Here is a 23,306-nt window from a genome sequence, read left to right on the forward strand (position 1 = left end):
CCTGCAAAGGTGCAAAGTTGTCCCTTTTTATCAGCGTATCAGGGGCTAAAACTTTCAGCTACTTTTTTTACGGTTAATCAGGCAGCCTACGGCTTCGGTGCGATGAGGGGCAATAGTTTTTCCTGAAATAAGCGCTTCTAGAGCATTTTGAAGATAAAATTCGGTGGTTTTAGGACGGTACTTGCCAAGTCCAAAAAACTGGTTGTCAACCGCCCCGCGATACACTTCTTGGCCTTGGACATTGAGCAATACAACCTCAGGCGTCGTGCGCGCGTCATAGCGTTCGACCAGCTTGTGTTTTCGGTCTATTACGTAGGGCAATGTAAATTGGTATTCTTTGGCAAAAGTCCTTACTTCCGACTTTTTAAGAGACTTGGTGGAAAAAACAGCCGTAAACGCAACGTTTTGGCCATATTTATCGTACATTTCTTGTAATCGTTTGGTAGTTTTTTGGCAAATTGGGCACTCGGTATCATAAAAAACAAACAAACGTCCCTGAGAATGAGCCGCTAACCCACAAAGATAGAACGATATGAATAAAAGCAACTTTGACCAAACCATCTTAAAGTCGTCGTTAATTATCCCAAAATTAGATACAGTACTTTGGAAAACATTCAGTAGAATCTTTCGTTCTTAAAAGTACAAATAATTTGGACAAGCCTGTTTTTGCCTGACTTTTTTGTCTAACTTTTCGCCAACAACTAAGCGCTGTCTTGAGGATAAAGCTTGTTTTTAGATAAACTTTGTTGATTATCAGTTGTTTACTAAAAGTGACTTCGTTTGTCTGGTCGCAAAAACGCTGACAATTAGCCCAATTCGTATATTTTTTCTAACCTAATAGCTAATTTTTTTCCGAAACGCCTGATTTATAAAATACGTTTACATGAATCAATTGTTACGCAAGTCTTTCTTCATTTTAAGCATGACCTTGGGCTTCTATGGAGCACTCTGGGCCCAAAATCGTACGATAACGGGCAAGGTCACTTCTGCTACCGACGCGCAGCCTTTGCCAGGCGTAAACGTTACCCTTAAAGGCGCTACCACGGGGGTTTCGACAGACGGCGAGGGGAGCTACCGGATTGCGGTGCCCGACGGAAAAGTGACCTTGGCTTTTTCGTTTGTCGGAATGCTCAGTCAAGAGGTGGTGGTCACTAATCGAACTATCATCAACGTCGAACTTCTCGAAAGCCCTACTCAGCTCAACGAAGTTGTGGTGACAGGTTACACAACCACCCAACAAAAGGATGTCATTAGTGCCATGACAACCGTGAAAGGGGATCGCCTCAAAAATTTGCCCGTTTCGGGGATTGACCAAGCCTTACAAGGACAAGCGGCTGGAGTTCGCGTGTCGGCATCGTCAGGAACACCTGGCGGGGGGGTAAAAGTGGTTATTCGAGGAAACACCTCTATCAATGCCTCTAACCGTCCGTTGATGATTGTCGATGGGATTCCAGTGTATGACGGAGCCGTATCACAATTTAGTTACGGAGGCCAGCAAGACAACGCGATTTCGGCTTTTAACACCAGCGATGTTGAGTCCATTCACGTCCTTAAAGACGCCTCAGCTAAGGCAATTTATGGGGCAAGAGGAGCCAATGGCGTAGTACTAATTACGACAAAACGCGGCAAAGCCAACCAAAAAACCAACATTACATTTGATGTACAGCGCGGGGTGTCGGACGTGGTTAAGCGCCTAGACTTGTTAAGCTCCAGCGAAATTTTGACCCTTCAACGCGAGGCTGTGGCCAATTTTAATGCCAAACAAACCCGCTTTCAAGACATGGTTGACCCCGATGCCCTTGGATTAATTCCTGGCGTGACGGATGCGGTTAATACCAATTGGGTCGATGAAATTCTTCGTAAAGGGATTTATCAACAATACCAACTTTCTACTTCGGGAGGAAACGATCGTACGCGCTTTTATTTGAGTGGTAGCTACCGCGACGAAGAAGGGGTGCAGCTCAACAACCGTTTTGCGCGTTATACGGGTTCTTTTAACCTCGACCATAAAGCTTCTCCCAAACTTTCGTTTGGCTTAAACTTAAGCATTGGTAGTACCAAAAACCGCCGTGTGTTTAGCGACAACGCCGTGGACGGCGTTTATGGTTCGGCACTTCGTAGCTTACCGTTTTATGCACCTTTTAACGAGCAATCAAAACTTTACACCCCCAACGACCCCAACTACCAAGGCTTCCCCAACGGTAATCCCGTGGCGGAGGCATTGTTGCCACGTCAGCTAACGTACGGGATTAAGTTTTTGGGCGGTCTGAATGCCGAATATGCTTTCATGCCAAATCTCCGTCTTCGTACCAAGTTTAGCATGGATTACAACGGCTCGCAAGAAGATACCTACAATCCCACAGGAACATTTTACGGAAGTTTGCCGTCGATTGGGGGACAAGGTTACGGGGCGTATGGAACGTCTTCGTTGGCAACCTTCTTAAATTCGACCATCTTAACTTACAACACCAGCATTTCTGAAGACCACCACATTAGTGGATTGGTGGGAGGGGAGCTTCTTCATTCGCAGGGACTTTCGTCGGGAGTGCAAGGGCGTATTTTTCCACGAGACGAATTTACGTATATCACGTCGGCAGGGGTGGTAGATGCAGGTAGTTCGTTTTTCGCTCAAAACGGTTTAGTATCTGGTTTTGGAGAAATAAAATACGATTACAAAGACAAGTATTTGTTTAGCGCCACTGCTCGCTACGACGGTTCGTCGCGTTTTGGGCAAGACCGCAAATTTGGTTTCTTCCCTTCGGCTTCGGTAGGCTGGCGCCTAAAAGAAGAAGGCTTTTTGAAAGATGTGGGCTTTATTGAAGACTTAAAACTCAGAGCAAGTTATGGTTATACAGGAAACGAACGTATCGGAAACTTCCAGTTTTTAGGAACGTGGGGAGCCACGACTTACAATGGTTCGTCGGGGGTGGGGCCAATTAGCCTTAGCAATCCGAACTTGCAATGGGAACGGACACGAGAAACCAACATTGGCTTGGACGTGGCGTTTTGGAAAGGCCGCTTGAGTTTCACGGCCGAAGTGTATGACAACCTTACCGACGCTCTTTTGTTTGCCGAACCACTACCTGCCACTACGGGCTTTGGCTCGCTCCAAGGAAACATCGGCAGCATCTCAAACCGAGGGTTTGAGTTCACCTTACGTTCGGTCAATTTTGACGGCGCATTTCGCTGGACTACCGATTTGAACGTGTCTCGCAATGATAACAAGGTGGTAGCGTTGGCCTCAGAACAGCCTTTATTCCGTGGGTTTTCGGCAGCGGGAGTGGGATCTACCAATGTCATCAAAGTAGGCGAACCCCTCGGAACGTTTTGGGGACTTAAATACCTAGGGGTGGACGTGGCAACTGGCGATGCCTTGTACGAAGATTTTAATGGCGATGGCCGAATTACAACCGACGATGCGCAAGTGATTGGAAACGCCCAGCCCAAATTGATAGGTGGCTTGACAAACACCTTTTCTTGGAATGGCTTTGATGTCAGTGCTTTCCTTCAATTTTCGTACGGAAATAGTGTTATGAACTACGGAAATTCGTTTTTGCTGAACCCAGGCACTGACCTACGGGTGAACCAAACGCGGGCATCGTTGCGCCGTTGGCAGAAAGCAGGTGACATTACAGACGTGCCTCGTTATGAGTATAACAATACATACAATAGCTACTCAAGTAGCCGCCTTGTGGAAGATGGCTCGTATTTGCGTCTTAAAAACGTGGCCATTGGTTATACGGTTCCAGCCAAGTGGACAAGCAAAATAAAGCTTGGCACAGTACGCTTGTACGCTACGGGTACGAACCTTTGGACGTTGACGCGCTACACGGGCGCCGATCCAGAAGTAAGTACGCTCGACGGCTCGACGGCAGCCCAAGGCATCGACTTCTTTACGTTACCGCAAGTGAAAACGATTGTGGGTGGGGTAACCGTAAATTTCTAACCAGCTTTAATCTCCCGAATTTTATGAAACGTTTATCATACGCATTCCTTCTAACAGCTTTGATGTCGGCTTGTAACACGGTGGTTCTTGACCCACCTGCCGTTGATTTGCTGATTGACGACATTGTATTTACTACCGCCAGCGATTTGCCTTCGGTACGAATTGGGTTGTATTCGGCGGCACGGAGCATTGGAAGTCCTACGGTGCAAGCGGGCGATTTTACGGCCGATAACATTATTCACTTAGGAACTTTTACGGATTACCGAGAATTGGGTACCAAACAAATTACTCCTTCCAACGGGGTCGTGGGGGCGCTATGGGGAAGTGTGTTTCGCTCGATTTATTTGGCCAATTTTGTGCTTGAGCGCCTGCCAACCATTGCGAGTGTGCGAGCGGCTGATGCGAAAGCCCTGACGGCGGAAGCAAAATTTTTACGAGGGTATGCCAATTTTATTGGTGCTCATACTTTTGGAGGGATTCCCAAAGTCACTTCAACAACATTAGCAACCAACCGCACCGTTCCGCGTGCTTCTAAAGAAGAAATTTTGACTTGGGCGCTGGAAGATTTTCAAGCGGCGCTTGCTGATTTGCCCGATGGTGACCCGCAAGACCGTAACGTATTTGCGGGCTATGCGACCAAAAACGCTGCTCGGGCTGCATTGGCCCGTTATTATCTCTACCAAAAAAACTGGGCACAGGCCGAAGCGTATGCGACACTTCTCATTAATTCAACCAATTATTCGTTGGTTTCTTATAATGACGTGGTAACCAAGGATTTTACCCAAGAGTCTATCTTTGAGTTTGGATACACCCTCAACGATTATTCGGGAGATATTAATAATTATTTTGTAGGTCGCAGAGAAGTGGTTCCTTCCAATCAGGTGGTGGTGTCGTTGTTGTCAAGGGAATCGGGAAACCGCAGCCAAACCCTTGTATTTGATTTTACCAAACAAAAAGGCAATGACAATGGTTGGACACTCCGTAAGTATGGAACCGCCGATGAAAGTAACCGTAATTTTGTCATATTCCGTTTGGGAGAAATGTACTTGATTCGGGCAGAAGCACGGGCGCAGCAGGGGAAAATTACGGGAACAACGGGGGCCATTGCGGACATTAACAGGTTACGTACTCGCGCAGGTGACGGGTTGGACGACAGTGCAAAGCCTCCATTGATTACCACAGCCACCCAAGCCGAAATGCTCAGTATTATCGAGCGTGAACGGGTTTATGAGTTGGCATTTGAAGGGCACCGTTGGTACGACCTTGTCCGTACTGGGCGGGCGCAGGTAGTGATGTCGGCTTTTTCAACCAATTGGAACGTCAAATATGAATTATGGCCCATTCCACAAACTGAAATTCAACGAAACCCCTCCCTGGTAGGACAGCAAAATCCAGGTTATTAGGTTATACCTTTTTGGTTTGGAGTTTTCGGTTTATGGTTTCGGGTTTGGAGTTTATGGTTTATGGTTTGGAGTTTAGTGTTTCAGGTTTAATAAATTAACAGTAAACCCCAAAACAGGAAACAGGCAACCAAAAACTCGAAACAGTAAACCCGAAACTGAAAACAGGAAACCCGAAACTGAAAACAGTAAACCCGAAATTGAAAACTCGAAACAGTAACCCCAAAACTGTAAATCAAAGATCTGAAAATGAAATCTAACTATTCAATCATAAAATCAGTCATTTTTGTTTTTCTGATGGTATCGGCTGGGCTATGGCTGGCGGGCTGTGAAGAAGAACGAATTACCTACCAAGGAGGGAATTTTGTGGTTTTTAATGACACTGCCCTCAGTTTCAAAGAAAGTTATTCCAAAGCCATCAAAATCAAAGTACACAATGGTGGGGCAGTACTTAATGAGTCAATAAACATCAGTTATACGGTAGGAGGGACTGCTCGTGAAGGTAAAGATTACCGCATCGAGGGGACGAAAGGAACGGTGATTATTCCTGTAGGCCAGAGTTTTGGTGAAATTACCCTGTATCTGCTCAACAACGCCAATAACATTCTCGAATCAAGTACCATCGAATTTTCCTTGACGTCAGTCAAACCTGCGGACAAAGTACAAGTTGGTTTTGGAAAAGGAGGCATGGGCAACAAAATGATATTTACCATTCGGGATGCGTGTTTGATGGATGGGCTTTACACGGGACAGTTGCCAGTAAATGCGACCCAGTCGTATCAATTGGCCGATATTGAAATTTCAAGTACAGACTGCAAACGTTATACAATTTCCAATATTAACGTTGGCTTGATAGGTTTTCAGCAGTTTTTTAACTGGGAAGCACCCGTTGGTTTCCAAGCCGAAAAACCAACCCTCGATTTTATTGACAACGGAAACAATACCTTAACTATTCCACAACAAGTCATCCCTCAGTTTGCTGCAGGATATGATACATTGTCAGGAACAGGAGTTTGGAACCCTGTCAATAAGCGAATTTCGCTGAATATTAGAATGAAGGTATATAGCTATGCCACTAGAAAAGATACAAACGTCATTGTTCCATTAAACTACGTCCCCCAATAACCACCTTACAGAGATGAAAAGAAGTATGCTTATTGCCTTCGTTGGTATAATCATAGGTGCGCTAAGTGGGTGTACCGAAAAGTTAGACCCTAAACCGTTGACTTACTCTCAGTTGCTCACTGGTACTGAAAAGAAAACGTGGGTGCTGAGTGCGGTTACGATTGTTGATGAGAAAGATCCTTATGATTTGGCAGGAAGTGATGTCCTTGAAGCTTGTCAACTCGACGACCAGTTTGTGTTTTATGCCAATGCCGAAAAGAAAATGGAATATACCAACGGGGCAACCAAGTGCCGTACAACAGAGGCAGAGATTCTGATTACAGACGTGTGGCAATTGACGAGTGCCAATGCGACGCTTGAAATGGGCATTCCTCGGTTGTTTGGAGGCTTTAAGCTGCCGTTTATCGTAAAGACATTGACCGAAAACACGATGGTTCTTGAATATTATTTCGGAGATGTTGATGCGAGTTATCGTTTTAAATTTACATCCACAGGCAAATAATTTCGTGCCCCGTCTCAATTTTGTACAATTACTATGCGCCAGTTACTATACATTTTTGCCCTCTCTATTCTAACAAATTTTGCTGCCCACGCACAGCGGCGTCCAGAACCTTGTGCCACCATGGAAATGGACAGCCTACGCCGACTTCGGTTTCCTAGCGAAGGTAGCCTTGATGATTTTGAGCGTGATTTACAGCGAAAAATGGTTGAGCTCAAGTCCAAGATGGCGTCTAGCAGAGGTGCGGCAGATATTATCACCATTCCTGTTGTTGTACACGTGATTCACAACGGAGAAGCTGTAGGAGTTGGGAGAAACATCAGCCAAGCGCAAATTCAGTCGCAGATAGAGACGCTTAATGAAGATTTTAGACGAAGAGTAAATACCAACGGTTTTAATAATGACGCCCGCGGAGCTGACATCGAAATTGAATTTTGTATGGCCCAATTTAACCCTAACGGCCAACGCATGACGGAGGCTGGTATTGATCGGGTCAATGGAAATCGTACAAACTGGGCACGTACTGACATTGAAGGTTCACTCAAGCCAACTACTTCGTGGGATCCTAACAAATATTACAATATCTGGGTGCTTGATTTTGCGGCACAAGACGATAACCTGTTGGGATATGCCCAGTTTCCAAGTAGTTCGGGACTGTCGGGGATTCCATCTGGTGGTGGAGCGGCCAGTACTGACGGGGTTGTGATCAACTACGCCAATTTTGGAAATTCTCAAAAAGGCAGCTTTTCTCTGTTGAGAGCACCGTATAACCTCGGTAGGACTCTTACGCACGAAACAGGTCACTGGTTAGGGTTGCGCCACATTTGGGGAGATGCCGCTTGTGGAGATGACTTTTGTGCCGATACTCCAACCCAAGCGTCAGAAAGCCGTGGCTGTCAAAAAGGGCGTATCAGTTGCGGAGGAGCAAACATGGTCGAAAATTACATGGACTATTCGGACGATGGCTGTTTTAATATTTTTACGAGAGACCAAAAAACCCGAATGCGAACGGTGATGGAAGTCAGTCCGCGTCGGGCAAGCTTGCTCACTTCTAATGTGTGCGGTCAGCTTATTTCGGGGAGCCCAATTCCTAATTTTGTGGCTGAAAACCGTACGGTATTGCTAGGTGGCCAAGTACGCTTCACAGATCTTTCTACCAATTTCCCAACCGCGTGGAAATGGGAGTTTGAAGGAGGGGACCCTGCTACTTCGACGACCCAAAACCCGACTGTAACCTACACGACTGCGGGTAAGTTTAAGGTGACGCTCACTGTGTCAAACACCGCAGGAACCTCAGCCCCACTGGTAAGAACAGAATATGTTGAAGTAATAAACGCGGGATTATGCGCTACTGTCACCAATTTTTCTGGAACAGGAACTGTCTTACGTCAAACGGGCGGTACAGGCTATATTGCAGGACAAAATAGCCGTCGAACCCAAGCAGTTGCAGAGTTATACTCAAATCCGCTTGGATACACCAATTTACGAGGCGCGACCCTGAAATTTGGCGTGGCCAAGGCGGCAAATAGTACTGGAACTGAAAGCGTGGTACGCGTTAAAGTATGGAACGCACGCGGTTTTCAAGGGGGGCCAGGTTCGGAGTTGACAGTCAAAGAAATTCCGTTGCGTAAGATTCTGGACGATGTTAGAAACAACCGAGAAACCAAAGTGGTTTTTGACCAAAATATTAACCTTTTAAGCCAAAATAACCTCGCTTTCTTGATTGGCGTAGAGTTTGATTACGTGGCAGGTGATACCGTAGCCCTTGTCACAACCCGCGACGGTGAATCGCTCAATGCGACTTCTTGGGAGCGAAATTCGAGTGGTAGTTGGGATCGATATATTGTACGTACAGGTTTGAACATAGCCCATTCTATCACTGCCGATGTAGGGATGAAGCCTTCGGTGCAGATACAAGCATCGGCACAATTTATTAACCCTGGTGAAGCTGTTATTTTACAAGCACGGGGAGCAGGGGTAATCAATTGGTCGCCGTCGGAAGGACTCAGCTCAACGCTGGGGCCTCAAGTAACCGCCCGCCCAACCCGTACACTGACGTATTTAGTAAAAGGCTCAGGCACGGATGTGTGTCGTGACTCGGCAAGTGCTACGATTTATGTTCGTAACGTTCAAATTTTGGGCAGTGAAACCTTGCCAGACAAAGAACTGACGTTGAGTCCCAACCCAACCGATGGCATGGTGGAAGTGAAATTTACTAATTCATTGCGCGGAAAAGTACTCCTGCGCTTGCGAAGCATCACGGGGGCAGAAGTGTGGCGCGCTGAGTTTGAAAAGAACACCGATGCTTTTGTGCAGCCAATCAACGTTCGGACTTACCCTGCGGGCGATTATTTCATTGATTTGCAGTTGGGAGATTATGCCGACCGAAAACGCCTCGTGAAGTTTTGATAATAACCTTTGGTTATTGCCTATTCGTTGTTTTTGGGCTTATTATTAGGAAATTAACAAGGCAAGCCCGTACTTTGTATCACCAATAGAGGGAGACCTCATTTTAAAGGGAGTAAAATCCCTTTAAAAATTTATGAATTACAATATTAACTCGATAGAATTTAGGAATTAATAGATATGTCAAACATCCAATTCACATCAAACATAAGCGAAGCTGCGCGCCGCGATATTCTTGAGTTAGAAAGCAAAATCAGCGTTTTTAGCGACGGAAACGTGCCCGAAGAAGCTTTTCGTAAATTCCGCCTTGCAAGAGGGGTGTATGGTCAACGCCAAGCGGGGGTACAGATGATTCGCATCAAACTTCCTTATGGTCGTATTACTGCCGATCAGTTGGTACGAATTGCCGATTGCTCTGACAAATATGCTACGGGAAATCTCCACGCCACTACGCGTCAAGATATTCAGCTGCACTTTGTAAAGTTGGCCGATTCGCCTGCTTTGTGGGCCGATTTGGAAGATGCACAAATAACCCTACGCGAAGCTTGTGGAAATACCGTTCGTAACGTAACGGGTTCTGCGCGTGCGGGAATTGATCCGTTGGAGCCGTTTGACATTACCCCAATTACCCACGGCATTTTTGAATATTTTCTGCGCAACCCAATCTGTCAAGACATGGGGCGTAAGTTTAAAATTGCGGTGTCATCTTCAGAAAAAGACTCGGCTTATGCTTTTATGCACGATGTAGGTTTGATTCCACTCGTACGTCTCAATGAGCAAGGCGAAGAAGTCAGAGGTTTTAGGGTATTGATTGGTGGTGGCCTTGGCGCACAGCCACTTTTGGCAAAACCTGCGCACGAGTTTTTGGAAGAAAAATTCGTTATACCGTTCATTGAGGCTGTTATTCGCGTATTTGACCGTTACGGAGAGCGCGTGCGCCGTCACAAAGCGCGTATGAAATTTCTTTTGGCCGACATCGGTTTAGAAGAGTTTTTGAAGCGTGTAAATGAAGAATGGACATCCATCAAAAACAAAGAATACCTTCCGCAAGGACTCGACTTTGCGAGCTCGAACTTATACACTTCGACGCGTGAAGGTGGAGTGACAAAAAAAGAACTAATCGCGGCTTCGACCGATGATACCTATACAAAATGGCTTCAAACCAACGTTTTTGAACAAAAACAAAAAGGCTGGTACGCCGTGCAGCTTCGCGTTTTGTTGGGTGATATGCACTCGTCAACGGCACGTAAACTAGCCGACATTGTGCGTCAATACGCGGCCGACGATATTCGCGTTACCGTAAATCAAGGCTATTTACTTCGTTTTGTAAAAGCCGAAGATTTGGCCACGGTTTATCAACAGTTGAATGATTTGGGATTGGCCGAGCCTGGTTTTGATACCACAGCTGACATCACTACTTGCCCAGGAACGGATACCTGTAACTTGGCGATTTCGAGCAGCTACGGCATCACCCGCGTTTTGGAAACGATGATGAAAGAAGAATTTCCTGACATCATTTACAACAACGACATCAAAATTAAAATCAGCGGTTGTATGAACGGCTGCGGTCAGCACAGCGCCGCCAATATCGGTTTTCACGGAAGTTCCATTAAAAATGGGAAACTCGTATTGCCAGCTTTGCAAGTGTTGTTGGGTGGTGGATTCAACGGAGTAAGTGAAGGAATGATTGGCGATAAAGTGGTGAAAGTACCGACCAAGCGTGGCCCTGCGGCGTTGCGTTTGTTGTTGCAAGATTACGAAGCCAACTCGTTTGAAGGTGAGTATTACAACGATTACTACCTCCGCCAAGGAAACAAATATTTTTACGCGATGTTGAAGCCGTTGGCCGATTTGACAACCGCTACGCCAAGCGACTACATCGATTGGGACCACGAAGAGCCTTTCCAAACGGAAGTAGGAGTAGGAGAATGTGCTAGTGTATTGGTTGACTTGGTGGGTACAACGCTCATCGAAGCCCAAGAAAAATTGGGTTGGGCTTACGAAAATCTTGAAAAAGCCGTTTGGGCTGACGCCATTTATCATTCATACAACGTGTTTGTGACGGGTGCCAAAGCCATGCTTGTGAGCAAAGGCGTACCTACCAATACACAGTACGGAATCATCCGTGACTTTGACGAGCACTTTGGCGCAGAATTTGGTCATTTGACGGAAGGTGGTTTCAAAGAGTTGGTATTTAGCATCAACAAAAGCGAACCAAGCGAAGCCTTCGCTCGCCAGTTTGTGGAAGCTGCTAGTCAGTTTTTGAGCAAAGTAAACGAACTGCGTCAAGCACAATTGGAAGAAGTAGAAGAGCCAGCGTTATCGTTGGTAGAATTTGGAAAAGATAGCTAGTTTTATGAAAGTCACCCTCATTGGAGCAGGTCCAGGTGATCCCGAATTAATCACCTTGAAAGGCATCAAAGCGCTTCAAAGCGCAGATGTGGTATTGCACGACGCCTTGTCGAGTACCGAATTGCTAGCGTATTGCAAACCCGATTGTGTGATTGTCAACGTTGGGAAGCGCTTCGCCCAACACAGCTGTAACCAAGACGTTATCAACCACCTGATTGTTGAATACGCCCAACAATATGGCCATGTGGTGCGCCTCAAAGGTGGCGATCCGTTTATTTTTGGTCGTGGCTACGAAGAACTCGAATATGCCGAGCGTCATGGCATTACGGTAGAAGTAGTGCCAGGGATTTCGAGTAGCTATGCAGTGCCTGCTTTGGCGGGGATTCCGCTTACGACCAGAGGCATGAGCGAGAGTTTCTGGGTGATTACAGGCACGACCAAAGACCACAGCTTATCCAATGACTTGTCGTTGGCGGCGCGTTCGTCGGCTACGGTGGTAGTACTGATGGGGATGCACAAACTTCCCGAAATCGTTGAGACGTTTGCGCAGTTAGGAAAGATAAATTTGCCCGTAGCCATCATCCAAAATGGCAGCCGTCCCGACGAAAAAATTGTCACGGGGAAAGTCGGAAATATACTTCAACTAGCCCAGGCTGAGGGAATTGGCTCGCCCGCCATCATTGTGATTGGCAAAGTAGCGCAACTCGCTGATAAAGTAAAAGAAATTTCTCAATTAGCTGATTATTAGCCCACCCTTCATTTATTTGACAAGTCCCCCATCACTCATGGGGGCTTTTTTTTAGTACCCCAAGCAACTTTACCCGCAAAAATTGGGTTGAGTTTTTGAGTACGTTTTTTAATCAACCAAAAATTTACGTTGAAAACTATCTCCACCGACCCCTACGCCGCGCTGCGTTATCCAGAGTTTGTCAACCTGATAACCACCAATAGCCTCATTACGGCGGCGCTTTTGATTCAGGAAGTGGTGATTGGGTATGAATTGTACAAAATTACCCACGACCCACTCTCATTAGGTTTTATTGGGCTGGCCGAAGCCATTCCTTACATTTCGTTGGCCTTGTTTGGTGGCCATTATGCCGACCGCAAAGACAAGCGCACCATCATGCAAATCAGTCAATCGGTGATTTTGGTTTGTTCTTTGGGACTCATTGCTTTGATGAACCCCGAAAATCGCAGCCATCTTTCGCAGACATCGTTGTTGTTAATGGTTTATGGCGTGCTTGCTGTTATTGGTTTTGCCAAAGGGTTTTATTCCCCAGCAGTCTCTTCGATGAAAGCCTTCTTGACCCCTCGTGAGGTATATTCCAACGCCGCCACTTGGAGTGGTACTTTTTGGCAAGTAGGGGCCATTGCAGGCCCAGGCGTAGCTGGTTTTTTATACGCTTATTTGGGATTAATTAACGCTTTGTGGGTTGTCGTAGTGATTTTAGCCGTCACCCAAGCGATGTTACTTTTGATTTCTAAGAAGCCCATTCCGCAAGTTGCCGAAGAAGAAACGGTCAGTTTGTGGCAAAGTATCAAAGAAGGAATCCAATTTGTATATGAGCAAAAAATCCTTCTCTACTCCATTTCGCTTGATTTGGCGGCGGTACTTTTTGGGGGAGTGATTGCGATACTACCCGTGTTTGCCGAAGACATTTTAAAAGTAGGCGCCGAAGGGCTTGGAATCTTACGTGCTGCGCCGTCGGTAGGGGCGGTCTTGACGATTTTTATGACGGCTTATTTTCCTCCAGCTCGGCACGCATGGCGCAATATGCTTATTTCAGTGGCGGGATTTGGGGTGGCTACGCTTGTTTTTGCAGTTTCAACCCACTTTTGGTTGTCAGTAGTGATGTTGTTTTTTACGGGTGCTTTCGATGCTATTAGCGTTGTCATTCGCCAAACAATTTTGCAAGTTGTTCCACCCGACCACATGCGTGGGCGCGTTATCTCGGTCAACAGTGTCTTTGTGAGTTCGTCCAACGAAATTGGGGCGTTTGAGTCGGGAGTGCTTGCCAAAGTAATGGGAACCGTACCGTCGGTACTTTTGGGCGGTAGTCTGACGATGGTAATTGTTATCTGGGTGTGGATTAAATCGAAAGAGCTGTTTAAAGTTGAATTGATATAGGAAAACATTTTTGGGCACAATTGGTTACATACCTACTTGTCCAAAAATCTATAAAAGTGAGCGAACCTTCCTCTTCACAAAAATCAACAATTACCTCTGGCCGTCATGGCCTAGAGAAAGAAGACTATTATACCGACGAAAATGGCTTTATTGTATTTACGGCGGCGTATCATCTCAAGCGAGGCTACTGCTGCAAAAACGGCTGCCGCCATTGCCCTTATGGGTTTAAGAAGATAAAAGGGTAGTATAGTGTGACTTGATTTTTTAAAAATTGACCGAATTATTGGCTAAAGTTGTAATATATAGTTAGGAAAAACTATATTGGAAAACGAGTTCAGGATTGTTACCCATGACACTACTCGTTTTTGTATGCGCTCTTTTTTACTTATTTTCTTTAGTGGTGTTGCCTCCCTGTGCATGGCACAGCACTATCCTATTCTTCATTATACCTCGCAAGATGGGTTATCGCAGCTACAAGTGATGACAACCTTTCGAGATAGCCGTAATTATCTTTGGATTGGTACAAAATATGGGTTCTGTAAGTTTGATGGTGAACGTTTTGAGCGATTTGCCCCCAATGAAAAAACGATCGGTAACATCGTTCGTAAATTTGCAGAAGATAAAAAGGGCTACCTATACATAGAATCCAATAATGTTATCTCTCGATTTGATGGCAAATGTTTTACTCCTCTAAAGCAGGATAAACAATCTTATTTTGGTATATGTATTGACAAAACAAACCGCCTTTTTTGCCTCAATACCGCAACGGGTGAATTATTTACGAGCATCCAAGATTCTTTGGTGGCAGCAAAATGGCCTTCACTTCAAAATAAAAGGCTGTCTCGGCTTATCTATGACTCTCCTAAACAAGTACTAATTGCCAACATTGATTCATTGGGCTTGGTAGAGATTACTCCCGAGCGACTGACGCCCGTTGCTAAAGTGCTTCAAAATGCAAGTGCAACCGATTCTTGGCTGCGCGCTCGAGGAGGCAAAACAGTTATCCACCGCCATTTTGGGGGCAAAAACGAACAGTTTTTAACAGAGTTTGGGCCGAATAACTGGCAACCATTTTTACAAATAACCAATCAAAAATGGGAAGTATTACGTCCAATTGAATTTGATTGGTTATTTACTTTTGAGAGCAAGACATATCTATTAGAGGCCAAAAGTCAAAAGGTAACACGAGTGTTACCCAATGAATTTAATCATAATACAGTTACCTATTCTACACATGGGACATGGGTAGGTACTGAAAAAGGGCTTGTATTTATCGTTCAAAACGGAATAAAATATTTCCCCGAAAATGAAGTGCCTTACGCTTGGTCGGTAGTAGAGGATGCCCAAAAAAGAATGTGGTTTTTGAATTATCTCCAACCTATTCAACAGTTTGATGGAAACCGAATTAAAATAGTAAAGGGTTATGCCGAGAAAGTGTTTAGTCAGTTAAAAGCGGCAAAAGTTTCCAATATTCCGACCTCACAAGACGGCTGGTATTATGCCGCTTTGCGGGATAAATTGGGGCATTTGTGGCTGCCAAACTCCAGTGGGGCAGTTTGGCACGATGGGCAAAAATGGGAACTGCTGTTGCGGCCTACTGCTGCCCATAAAACGTCTATTGCTTTCGGTATGCTTGAAGACGCCGACCGAAACGTGGTTTTACAGGGAGGAGAAGGAGCTGTGCATATTTTTGACAATAAACCTCCTTTTCGGACTACGTCTTTGGATCAAACAAATGGCATGAATATTAAGCCCTACGTACTAGCTATGGCACTTGAAAAAACAGGAGTGTATTGGTTTGGTGGTGTCAAAATGCTAAGTAGGTATGATAGTAAAAAAGAAAAATGGACGGAGTACTCAGTTGATAACCAAAAACTAGGAGCTCGTGGTATTTTCGACTTAAAGTTTGATAGCAAAGGAACGCTTTGGCTGGCTACTTTTACGAAGGGACTTTGCTACTTAGATAGCCGCCGTGATACGGTCAGGTGTTTATCTACTCCCGAATTAAAAGAACCTGTAAATGCTATTTTTCCAATAAATGATGATTTTTTGTTCATTGGGTCTTTACGAAATGTGTACGTCTTAAATTTAAAAAAATGGTACGCTTCTCAGAAAGTAGAGCTAAGGTGTTTCAACCATCACAATGGCTTTGTGGCCATTGAACCTGGACAAAATGGGTTTTACCGAGATTCGAAAGGTCAAATCTGGCTTACGGGCGGAGCCGCTTTGTCGGTGATTGACCCTAAAAAAATAAACTTTAGACCAGAACGGCTTCGAACGTATGTTAGTAAGCTCAATGGGCAGCGCCTGCCGTTTTCTCAGTTTTTAGCAGATAGTACTTTCACTTTGCCGTTTGATGAGGGAAACGTACGGTTGGAGTTTGAGTCAGTAGGGGAAGATAAGCCCTTTGTGTCTCAGTATAGTTACTTGGTAGAAGGGGTAACTGATGGCTGGTCGGCTTGGCAAGAAGAACCCGTTGCAACACTCGTGCATTTGGCGTCGGGAACGTACACCGTGAGGGTGAAATCACGTACGGGCGGGATAGGGGTGAGCAAAAGCCAAGAAGCTACGATTCGTTTTTCTATTCGGGTATGGCCCTGGAATTCGCCGTATTTCCCCTATTATGCTTCCCTTGCGATTGTTGGCCTGTTGACAATTGGTGGAGTGATTTATTGGAACAACCAAAAACAGGTACGTCGAGAAATGCGAACAGCCCGCGAACAAGCCGAAAAAGCGGCCAAAACGGAACAAATGGTCAAAGTGCTAGAAGTACAAACCGCCCAAGCCCAAATGCACCCGCATTTTATCTTCAACGTTCTGAACACCCTTCAAGGTTTGGTGTATAAACAGGAAACGGCTCGTGCCAACGAACATATCGTAAAATTGGGAGAGTTGATGCGGAATTACTTGTCGGCCTCGTTGTCATTGGATGGAACGCGGGAGTCGTTGGAGCGAGGAATGATTACCCTCGAACAAGAAATAAAGCTATTGCAGATGTACGTTGATTTTGAACAACTACAATACCGCGACCGTTTTGAGGTGTTTATTGAGGTTCAACCTTCGCTAAGTCCTGATTTTTATAGAATCCCTCCGTTGCTGATTCAGCCCTTTGTCGAAAACGCCATTAAACATGGGGTACTCGGTGATTTGTCAAGAAAAGGTCATGTATGGATACGCTTTTGGTTAGACACGGATGAAGCTTTATTGTGTGAGGTCGAAGATGATGGAATAGGACGAAAAGCTGCCGAGCAAAAACGCCGAAATGCGTATCAGACGCACCGTTCGGAGGGGACGAATTTGGTGAAAAACCGAGTTAAATTGCTCAACGAATTGGGTTTTTACATTGATATACATACGATTGACCTTCCTGAGCGAGGGACACACGTAATCATACGAATGAACGATAGATTATGAAAAAACTAACGACCATTATTGCCGAAGATAGTCAAGAACAACTGGAGTTGATACGACGCCTTATTGAAGATTATTGTCCACAAGTGTCGATTTTGGCCGAAGCCCTGACGCTAGAAGAAGCGTACCGAGCGATTAAGCAATACCAGCCCGATTTGGTACTGCTGGATGTAGAATTTCATGCGCACGAAACCAGTTTTAATCTATTGGATCGTTTAAAACAGGAGAATGACCTGTCGTTTCAAGTGATTTTCTTTTCGGGTCATGCCAAAGAAAAAAATTATGCGTATTCGGCCTTGCAGTATGCGGCTTTACAGTGCCTTCAAAAACCGATAGATTACCACCTTTTGGTAGATGCAGTGGAAAGAGCGGTGGTTTTTGCGGAGGCAAAAAACGTGGCTCAACTTCGGGCTCAATACGAAGTGTTGATGAACCTTGTCAAGACGCGAAATTTTAGCGATACTCCCCTTTTTATTCGTACTTCTAAAGGAAAGTGGGAAAATATAAACCCCGATGAGATTTTATATTTAAAGTCGGCGGCAACGGTAACCATGATTTATCTTAAAGGAGATAGAGAAATTATTGGGATGGAACTGATTGGCCACTATGAGTTTTTGACGGAAAACCCGCATTTTTTTCGAGTCCACCAGAGTCATATTGTGAACCTCAAACACGTCAATAGTTACGACCCCAAAGAGCGTATCTTATTCCTCAACAATGGGGAAACGTTGGAGGTAGCTCGCCAACCCGACCGAGAATTACGAAAAAGATTGGGGATGAGGTTATAACATGACCGAATTATGGCCAATAGTACCAAATTCTGGTTTTGAATTGTTTGCCGCTGGAGGTTGATGTAGTTTAGCTATAGACTCAACTGCCAGCCTTATGCGATTTCTTCCATTTGACAAAGACAAACTAGCCGACGTTTTTTTGTTTGAAGCCGAGCGCAATTACACGATGGTTTACTACCTCAACGGCCATCGCGACGTATATAGCTTACCGCTCAAGCGCTTTCACGAGTTTTTACTCAACGAACCCAGCTTTGTACGCATCCACAAATCGTACTTAGTCAATCGTCGTTACATCAAAACCATTGCCCGCGACCATGTTCAGCTCCACAACGGGCAGTTGCTGCCCGTGGCGAGGCGGCGGGAAGTGTGAAGTAATTGATAATCAATCATAAATAAATCCAAATCGAACCCAACTCCCAAACCTATACTTCAATGAAACGGCTTTATTCTCTACTCGCTTTCTTTTATTGTACTGTTTTTGTTTTTACAAATGTCTTTGCCCAAGCTCCTACCAATGGCTTAGTGGCTTATTATCCTTTTAATGGCAATGCCAACGATGCAAGTGGCAATGGTAATCATGGGACAGTGAATGGTACACCCACATACCCCAATAGAGTTATTGGGAGTTCAATACGTTTAGATGCGTTTGGCATACAAATTCCGCAAATAATCACAAATAGCACGACATCTTTTTCAATTTCAATTTGGGTAAAAGAGGAAGGTCTAACAAATAATGATGGTGAAGGATATATTTTCTTTGGAGATCATTCAAATAGTGGTTGGTTAGGGATTCTGCATGGTGATGCAGAAAGAACAATTGAAAAGATTTATTTTGCAGTTAATGGCGGTGCAAATATTGCTATTACCCCTCCAGCCAACTACAAGAATAATTGGGTAAATTATCAGATGGTTTACAACAATGGTATTCTGAAGGCATTTGTAAATGGAGTGATTGTTGGCCAAATTAACTCAGCCATCATACAGATAGGGCATAATAACTCAGGAATTGGTACGCATTGGTTTTCAAATGGATGGGATAATACTACTCGCTTTATTGGTTCAGTTGATGACATTCGTATTTATAATCGCGTCTTAACTGATAGTGAAGTACAATTAATTTATCAATCTGAAGTTCAAGCTACTTGTCCCACATGCCTCACTGCTCAGACTGTTGCCAATTACAGCACTCAAGAGCATTTTTGTGCGGCACAGGGTTTATGTACGCAGAGTATTATTCAAAAAACGCAAACAGATCCGAAGCAACCAATCAATCGGGGAGATTTGGCTAAGATTGCGTATTTGGGTTTATTAGGAAAAACCGCCATCACTACAGCCGTGGATTTTCCCGTGCCTTTTGTTGATTTGCAGGCGGCTTTTGCTACCGATACCACTTATTACAAATACGCCAAGGTACTTTCCTACCTCGAATACGCCGATAATCGTGCGCCCTTTGACAGAAATCAGCTAAATTTTAACCCTACCGGTGCAATTACCCGAGCGTTGGTTTTGAAGGTTTTACTGGAAGCGTGGAATATTGACGAAAGTACCGCCACGGGTGCATCACCTTTTAGTGATGTAGCGGTTTCACACCTTTACTATAAATACATCAAAAAAGCCCACGAATTGGGGATTGTAACGGGAAGCGGCGGCGCGTTCAGTCCCGATGATAACTGCAAGCGCGAAGATGCCTTTTTAATGCTTTATCGCCTCCTTTCTTCCTCCGGTATTCCTAAACCTACGCTTACTCAAGTGAATGTAGGGTTTTTCATTCCCGGGCAATATCGTCCTGATAATATGGGCGTTGGGGTTGGGACAGATAGGGGTAATTTTAACCATTATACCAAAACCAGTTTTGCGATAGATGGAGTTGTACCTTTGGTTTTTGCGCATAGCTATAATTCTTATACCACAGAATTGCCCAATCAGTTGTACCCCAACTATTTAGGTCGCGGATGGACACATTCATTTAATTGTTATATCACTGTCATAGGTACTTCACCTAACCTAAAGTTGGTAGTCCATTATCCTGATGGTAAATTACATTTTTATAAAACACAAGGAGGCGTGTTTGTACCAGAAACGATTGGCGTTTTTGACCAAGTAACTACTTCGGGAAATCCCATAAATTCAGTGACCATCACAACGCCAAGTAAAGTAGTATATCTATTTGAACAAATAGCTGGGCAGACAAACAATGCCTTTTGGTTAATAAAATCCATCAAAGACCGAAACAACAATACCCTCACTTTTACGAATGAAATAGGCATTTCGGGTGTACCAAGATTAGCTTCCGTAGCTGACCCGTCGGGTAGAACCATGAATTTTACGTACCTAACAGGACAAAATTATAACTATCTCTCACAGGTTACTCTGGCTGGGGTGGGGGCTTTCAATGGCCGAAATATTCAATTTACGTATCATACAGCAGTTTTGGACGGTGATGGTATTAGAGATCTGGCTACTTATAAAGAATATGATTTAACGGGTGCTTTAAAGACTACTTCTTACTCTTATTATACTACAGAAGGCGCTGAACATTTATTGAAAACAATCACCCTCCCCAAGGGAAACGTGATTGACAATACCTACGAAAAGCGCAAGTTGAAAAGCAGCCAAACACTGAATGGTGCTACAGTAGTACAACAAATGAGCACTAACTGGACACAAACCTACAACTCCACGGCGGCAACCAGTACAGGAGCCGTGACCGTTACGGCAGGCGGAACAACCAAAACAACCAATTATACCCATAACGGCAACGGATTGGCGCAAACCCTCAAATCCACAGGAACAAACCCCGTGGATTTGACAATGACTTATGGCGTGAGTGCCGACCCCACTTCGGTAAGCCAAATTACGCAAATGGCGGGAAACGTAGCCACGAATGTCACGATTGCTTATCACCCGACTGCGCCTTATAATGTCAGTTCCGTAACAACGGTTGGCCCTAATGGTAATATCACCCAATCTTATACTTACAATTCATTCAATGATATTTTGAATTTTACCAATGGACGGGGTAAGACGACCACCTTCGGTTATAATGCCACGGGTAATTTAACCTCCATAACTCATCCACTGGGACAGCCTACTACCATGCTGAGAAATAGCAACGGAACTATTTCAAAAGTGACTACTCCTGCGGGGGTGGTGACCAATTTTACTTACAATACCTATGGTAATTTACTGACTACCAGTACTCCCAACGGTGCAAGCCCTGCCATTACGACCTCTGCCACTTACGATGCTTTGAGTAGGGTAACCTCAAAAACCGATGCCCGAAATCAAACCGTTACCTATGATTATTATGCCAACGACTTATTGAAAAAAATGAATGCGCCTTTGGGGTATTTCGTAGAATATAATTACGATGCCAACGATAATAACACCACCGTAACCAACGCCAAAAACAATGCCACTACCAACGTATATCATCCACAAACCGACCAATTGACGAGTCGTTCGTTTGGCAGTAAGACGGAATCATTTACCTATTACGAAGACGGTTCGCTCAAAACCTTTACTAACGGACGAAACCAAACGTTTACGTTTACCTATGACCCATCAGGAAGGGTTACGGGTGACAGCTACGCTACCTATACCTACAACCCCGAAGGGACGCTCAACACAGTTACGCATACGCAAGGTGCAAAAACATATACGTTGGATTATGATTATGACGTACTCAGAAGGCTCACCAAAACGACCTGCGATGGCTTTGCGGTACAATACCGCTACGACAACAACAATAACTTGGACTTATTGACGTATCCAGATGGAAAGACCGTTGCCTACACTTACGATGATAAAGACCGCATAACCAAAGTAACGGATTGGGCAGGAAAGGTAACCACCTACGTATATGACGATGACGGTAAAGTGTTGAGTTATACACTCCCCAACCGCACCAAAGCCCTCTATACCTACGATGTCGCAGGCAGACCCACGGGCATACGACACGAAAAAAGTAACGGTAGTGTCATTTGTGCTTACACCTTTACGCTCGACCAAGGCGGAAACCATACCGAAGAGAACATCATTGAGCCTTACACTACCTTACCTGTGTTGGCCCCAACCACCACCAATTATACTACCAATGCCCGTAATGAAACCACTGCCGTAGGCAGCAATGCCTATGTTTTTGATGGCAACGGAGCTACCACTACCCAAGCGGGACAAGCCATTACTTGGGACTCCAAAGACAATCTGTTGACCCGTAACGGCATCACCTATTTTTATGACGGCAACGAAACCCGCCGTGCTAAAACGGGCAGACGCTACGTGATAAACGAGTTGAGTAACAGTGTATTGGCCGAAACCGATGAAGCGGGTACTTATTTCTCTTACTACGTGTATGGCCCCACTGGCTTACTTTACCGCCCGTATGTAAGCCCGGGCACTGCCTATTATCATTATGATTTTAGGGGCAGTACCATTGCCCTGACCGATGATGGCCAAAATACATTTCGCCAATACCAATACGATGCCTACGGCAAGATACTGCAACAAACCTCCGCTGGTTCTGACGATAACCCTTTCAGATACGTAGGGCAATACGGCGTACAATACGAGGCCCCTGACCTCTACTTTATGCGTGCCAGATATTACGACCCCACCACAGGTAAATTCCTCTCCGAAGACCCGATTTGGAGTACAAATTTGTTTGCGTATGGAGGGGATAATCCTATAAAATTTATTGATTTTGATGGAAAAACTCCTGTAGAACCTTTGGTTACAAATCCCGATTATTATAAAGATTTTGCGCAGGAGGTTTTTTTTAATGTAATGGATAGCGAATACGCATATAAAACTGTTCATTCTTTTGGAAAAATGAAAACTATTAACAAAAACACAAGAGATGCTTATGGAAATTTAGCACTTGCTTTGCAAATGGCAGATGCAATATCAATAGTTTTTGAATATGGAGAAAATATTTACTACGGAAATTATGATGAAGCAAGTAGAAGTATTATTTGTGATGGAGTTGGCAATGTAACCCCTTTTGTCGGGGGAATAGTGGCTGATGCCTGTATTGATATGTCAAAGAATTTAAATGGGGAACATACAGGAACGAGTTTTGATGAATGGTTAACAAATTTTGGGGATAAAATAACGGTTTATACAAGGACTTCAAAAAATGGAGCATTCATAAGAAAAACTCTTAGACAACTTCTTCAAATGCCAGAAGAAATGCTCTGTAAAGAAAGATAATTACTTTACAGAGCATTGAAAAAATACGAGGTAAAGA

General features: G+C 44.6%; 14 protein-coding genes. 13 read left to right on the top strand and 1 reads right to left on the bottom strand.

Features of this window, described 5'->3' with window-relative positions:
- Window positions 1–54: 54 nt before the first annotated feature.
- Window positions 55–561 carry a thioredoxin fold domain-containing protein gene (locus tag K339_RS0114730; RefSeq protein ID WP_084332218.1) on the bottom strand — a complete coding sequence of 169 codons (507 nt, stop codon included), beginning with the start codon at window positions 559–561 and terminating at the stop codon, window positions 55–57.
- Window positions 562–883: 322 nt separating this feature from the next.
- Here K339_RS0114730 and K339_RS0114735 point away from each other — a divergent pair, with 322 nt between their 5' ends.
- The 13 genes from K339_RS0114735 (at window position 884) to K339_RS0114800 (ending at window position 23,269) form a co-directional block, all read left to right on the top strand.
- Window positions 884–3,946, top strand: a complete 3,063-nt coding sequence (locus K339_RS0114735) for a SusC/RagA family TonB-linked outer membrane protein (protein ID WP_028524281.1) — start codon at window positions 884–886, stop codon at window positions 3,944–3,946.
- Window positions 3,947–3,969: 23 nt separating this feature from the next.
- Window positions 3,970–5,349: a RagB/SusD family nutrient uptake outer membrane protein gene (locus tag K339_RS0114740; RefSeq protein WP_028524282.1), complete on the top strand. Its 1,380-nt coding sequence runs from the start codon at window positions 3,970–3,972 to the stop codon at window positions 5,347–5,349.
- A 246-nt stretch (window positions 5,350–5,595) separates the two neighbouring features.
- Window positions 5,596–6,471, top strand: coding sequence for a hypothetical protein (locus K339_RS0114745; RefSeq protein WP_037300393.1), 876 nt, complete (start codon window positions 5,596–5,598; stop codon window positions 6,469–6,471).
- A gap of 13 nt (window positions 6,472–6,484) precedes the next feature.
- Complete coding sequence (locus tag K339_RS0114750; protein WP_037300395.1) at window positions 6,485–6,973, top strand: hypothetical protein; 489 nt, start codon at window positions 6,485–6,487, stop codon at window positions 6,971–6,973.
- Window positions 6,974–7,006: 33 nt separating this feature from the next.
- Window positions 7,007–9,379, top strand: a complete 2,373-nt coding sequence (locus tag K339_RS0114755; RefSeq protein WP_028524285.1) for a M43 family zinc metalloprotease — start codon at window positions 7,007–7,009, stop codon at window positions 9,377–9,379.
- Between the two features lie 177 nt (window positions 9,380–9,556).
- Window positions 9,557–11,728, top strand: a complete 2,172-nt coding sequence (locus K339_RS0114760) for a ferredoxin-like domain-containing protein (protein WP_028524286.1) — start codon at window positions 9,557–9,559, stop codon at window positions 11,726–11,728.
- 4 nt (window positions 11,729–11,732) lie between these two features.
- The gene (cobA, locus tag K339_RS0114765) at window positions 11,733–12,476 is read left to right on the top strand and encodes a uroporphyrinogen-III C-methyltransferase (protein ID WP_028524287.1); all 744 of its coding nucleotides are present in this window, start codon (window positions 11,733–11,735) and stop codon (window positions 12,474–12,476) included.
- A gap of 129 nt (window positions 12,477–12,605) precedes the next feature.
- Window positions 12,606–13,856 carry an MFS transporter gene (locus tag K339_RS0114775; protein WP_028524288.1) on the top strand — a complete coding sequence of 417 codons (1,251 nt, stop codon included), beginning with the start codon at window positions 12,606–12,608 and terminating at the stop codon, window positions 13,854–13,856.
- An 89-nt stretch (window positions 13,857–13,945) separates the two neighbouring features.
- Window positions 13,946–14,101 (top strand): C1orf53 family protein, encoded by a 156-nt coding sequence (locus K339_RS36675; RefSeq protein ID WP_169731861.1) that lies wholly within the window; start codon window positions 13,946–13,948, stop codon window positions 14,099–14,101.
- Window positions 14,102–14,225: 124 nt separating this feature from the next.
- Window positions 14,226–17,270, top strand: coding sequence for a sensor histidine kinase (locus K339_RS0114785; protein ID WP_084332220.1), 3,045 nt, complete (start codon window positions 14,226–14,228; stop codon window positions 17,268–17,270).
- Window positions 17,267–18,055, top strand: a complete 789-nt coding sequence (locus tag K339_RS0114790) for a LytR/AlgR family response regulator transcription factor (protein ID WP_028524290.1) — start codon at window positions 17,267–17,269, stop codon at window positions 18,053–18,055. The genes K339_RS0114785 and K339_RS0114790 overlap by 4 nt, the downstream gene beginning before the upstream one ends.
- Before the next feature lie 97 nt (window positions 18,056–18,152).
- Window positions 18,153–18,428 carry a LytR/AlgR family response regulator transcription factor gene (locus tag K339_RS0114795; RefSeq protein WP_028524291.1) on the top strand — a complete coding sequence of 92 codons (276 nt, stop codon included), beginning with the start codon at window positions 18,153–18,155 and terminating at the stop codon, window positions 18,426–18,428.
- A 62-nt stretch (window positions 18,429–18,490) separates the two neighbouring features.
- Window positions 18,491–23,269 (top strand): RHS repeat-associated core domain-containing protein, encoded by a 4,779-nt coding sequence (locus K339_RS0114800; protein WP_028524292.1) that lies wholly within the window; start codon window positions 18,491–18,493, stop codon window positions 23,267–23,269.
- Window positions 23,270–23,306 lie beyond the last annotated feature (37 nt).

It is taken from the genome of Runella limosa DSM 17973, from assembly GCF_000482465.1.
Taxonomy (GTDB): domain Bacteria; phylum Bacteroidota; class Bacteroidia; order Cytophagales; family Spirosomataceae; genus Runella; species Runella limosa.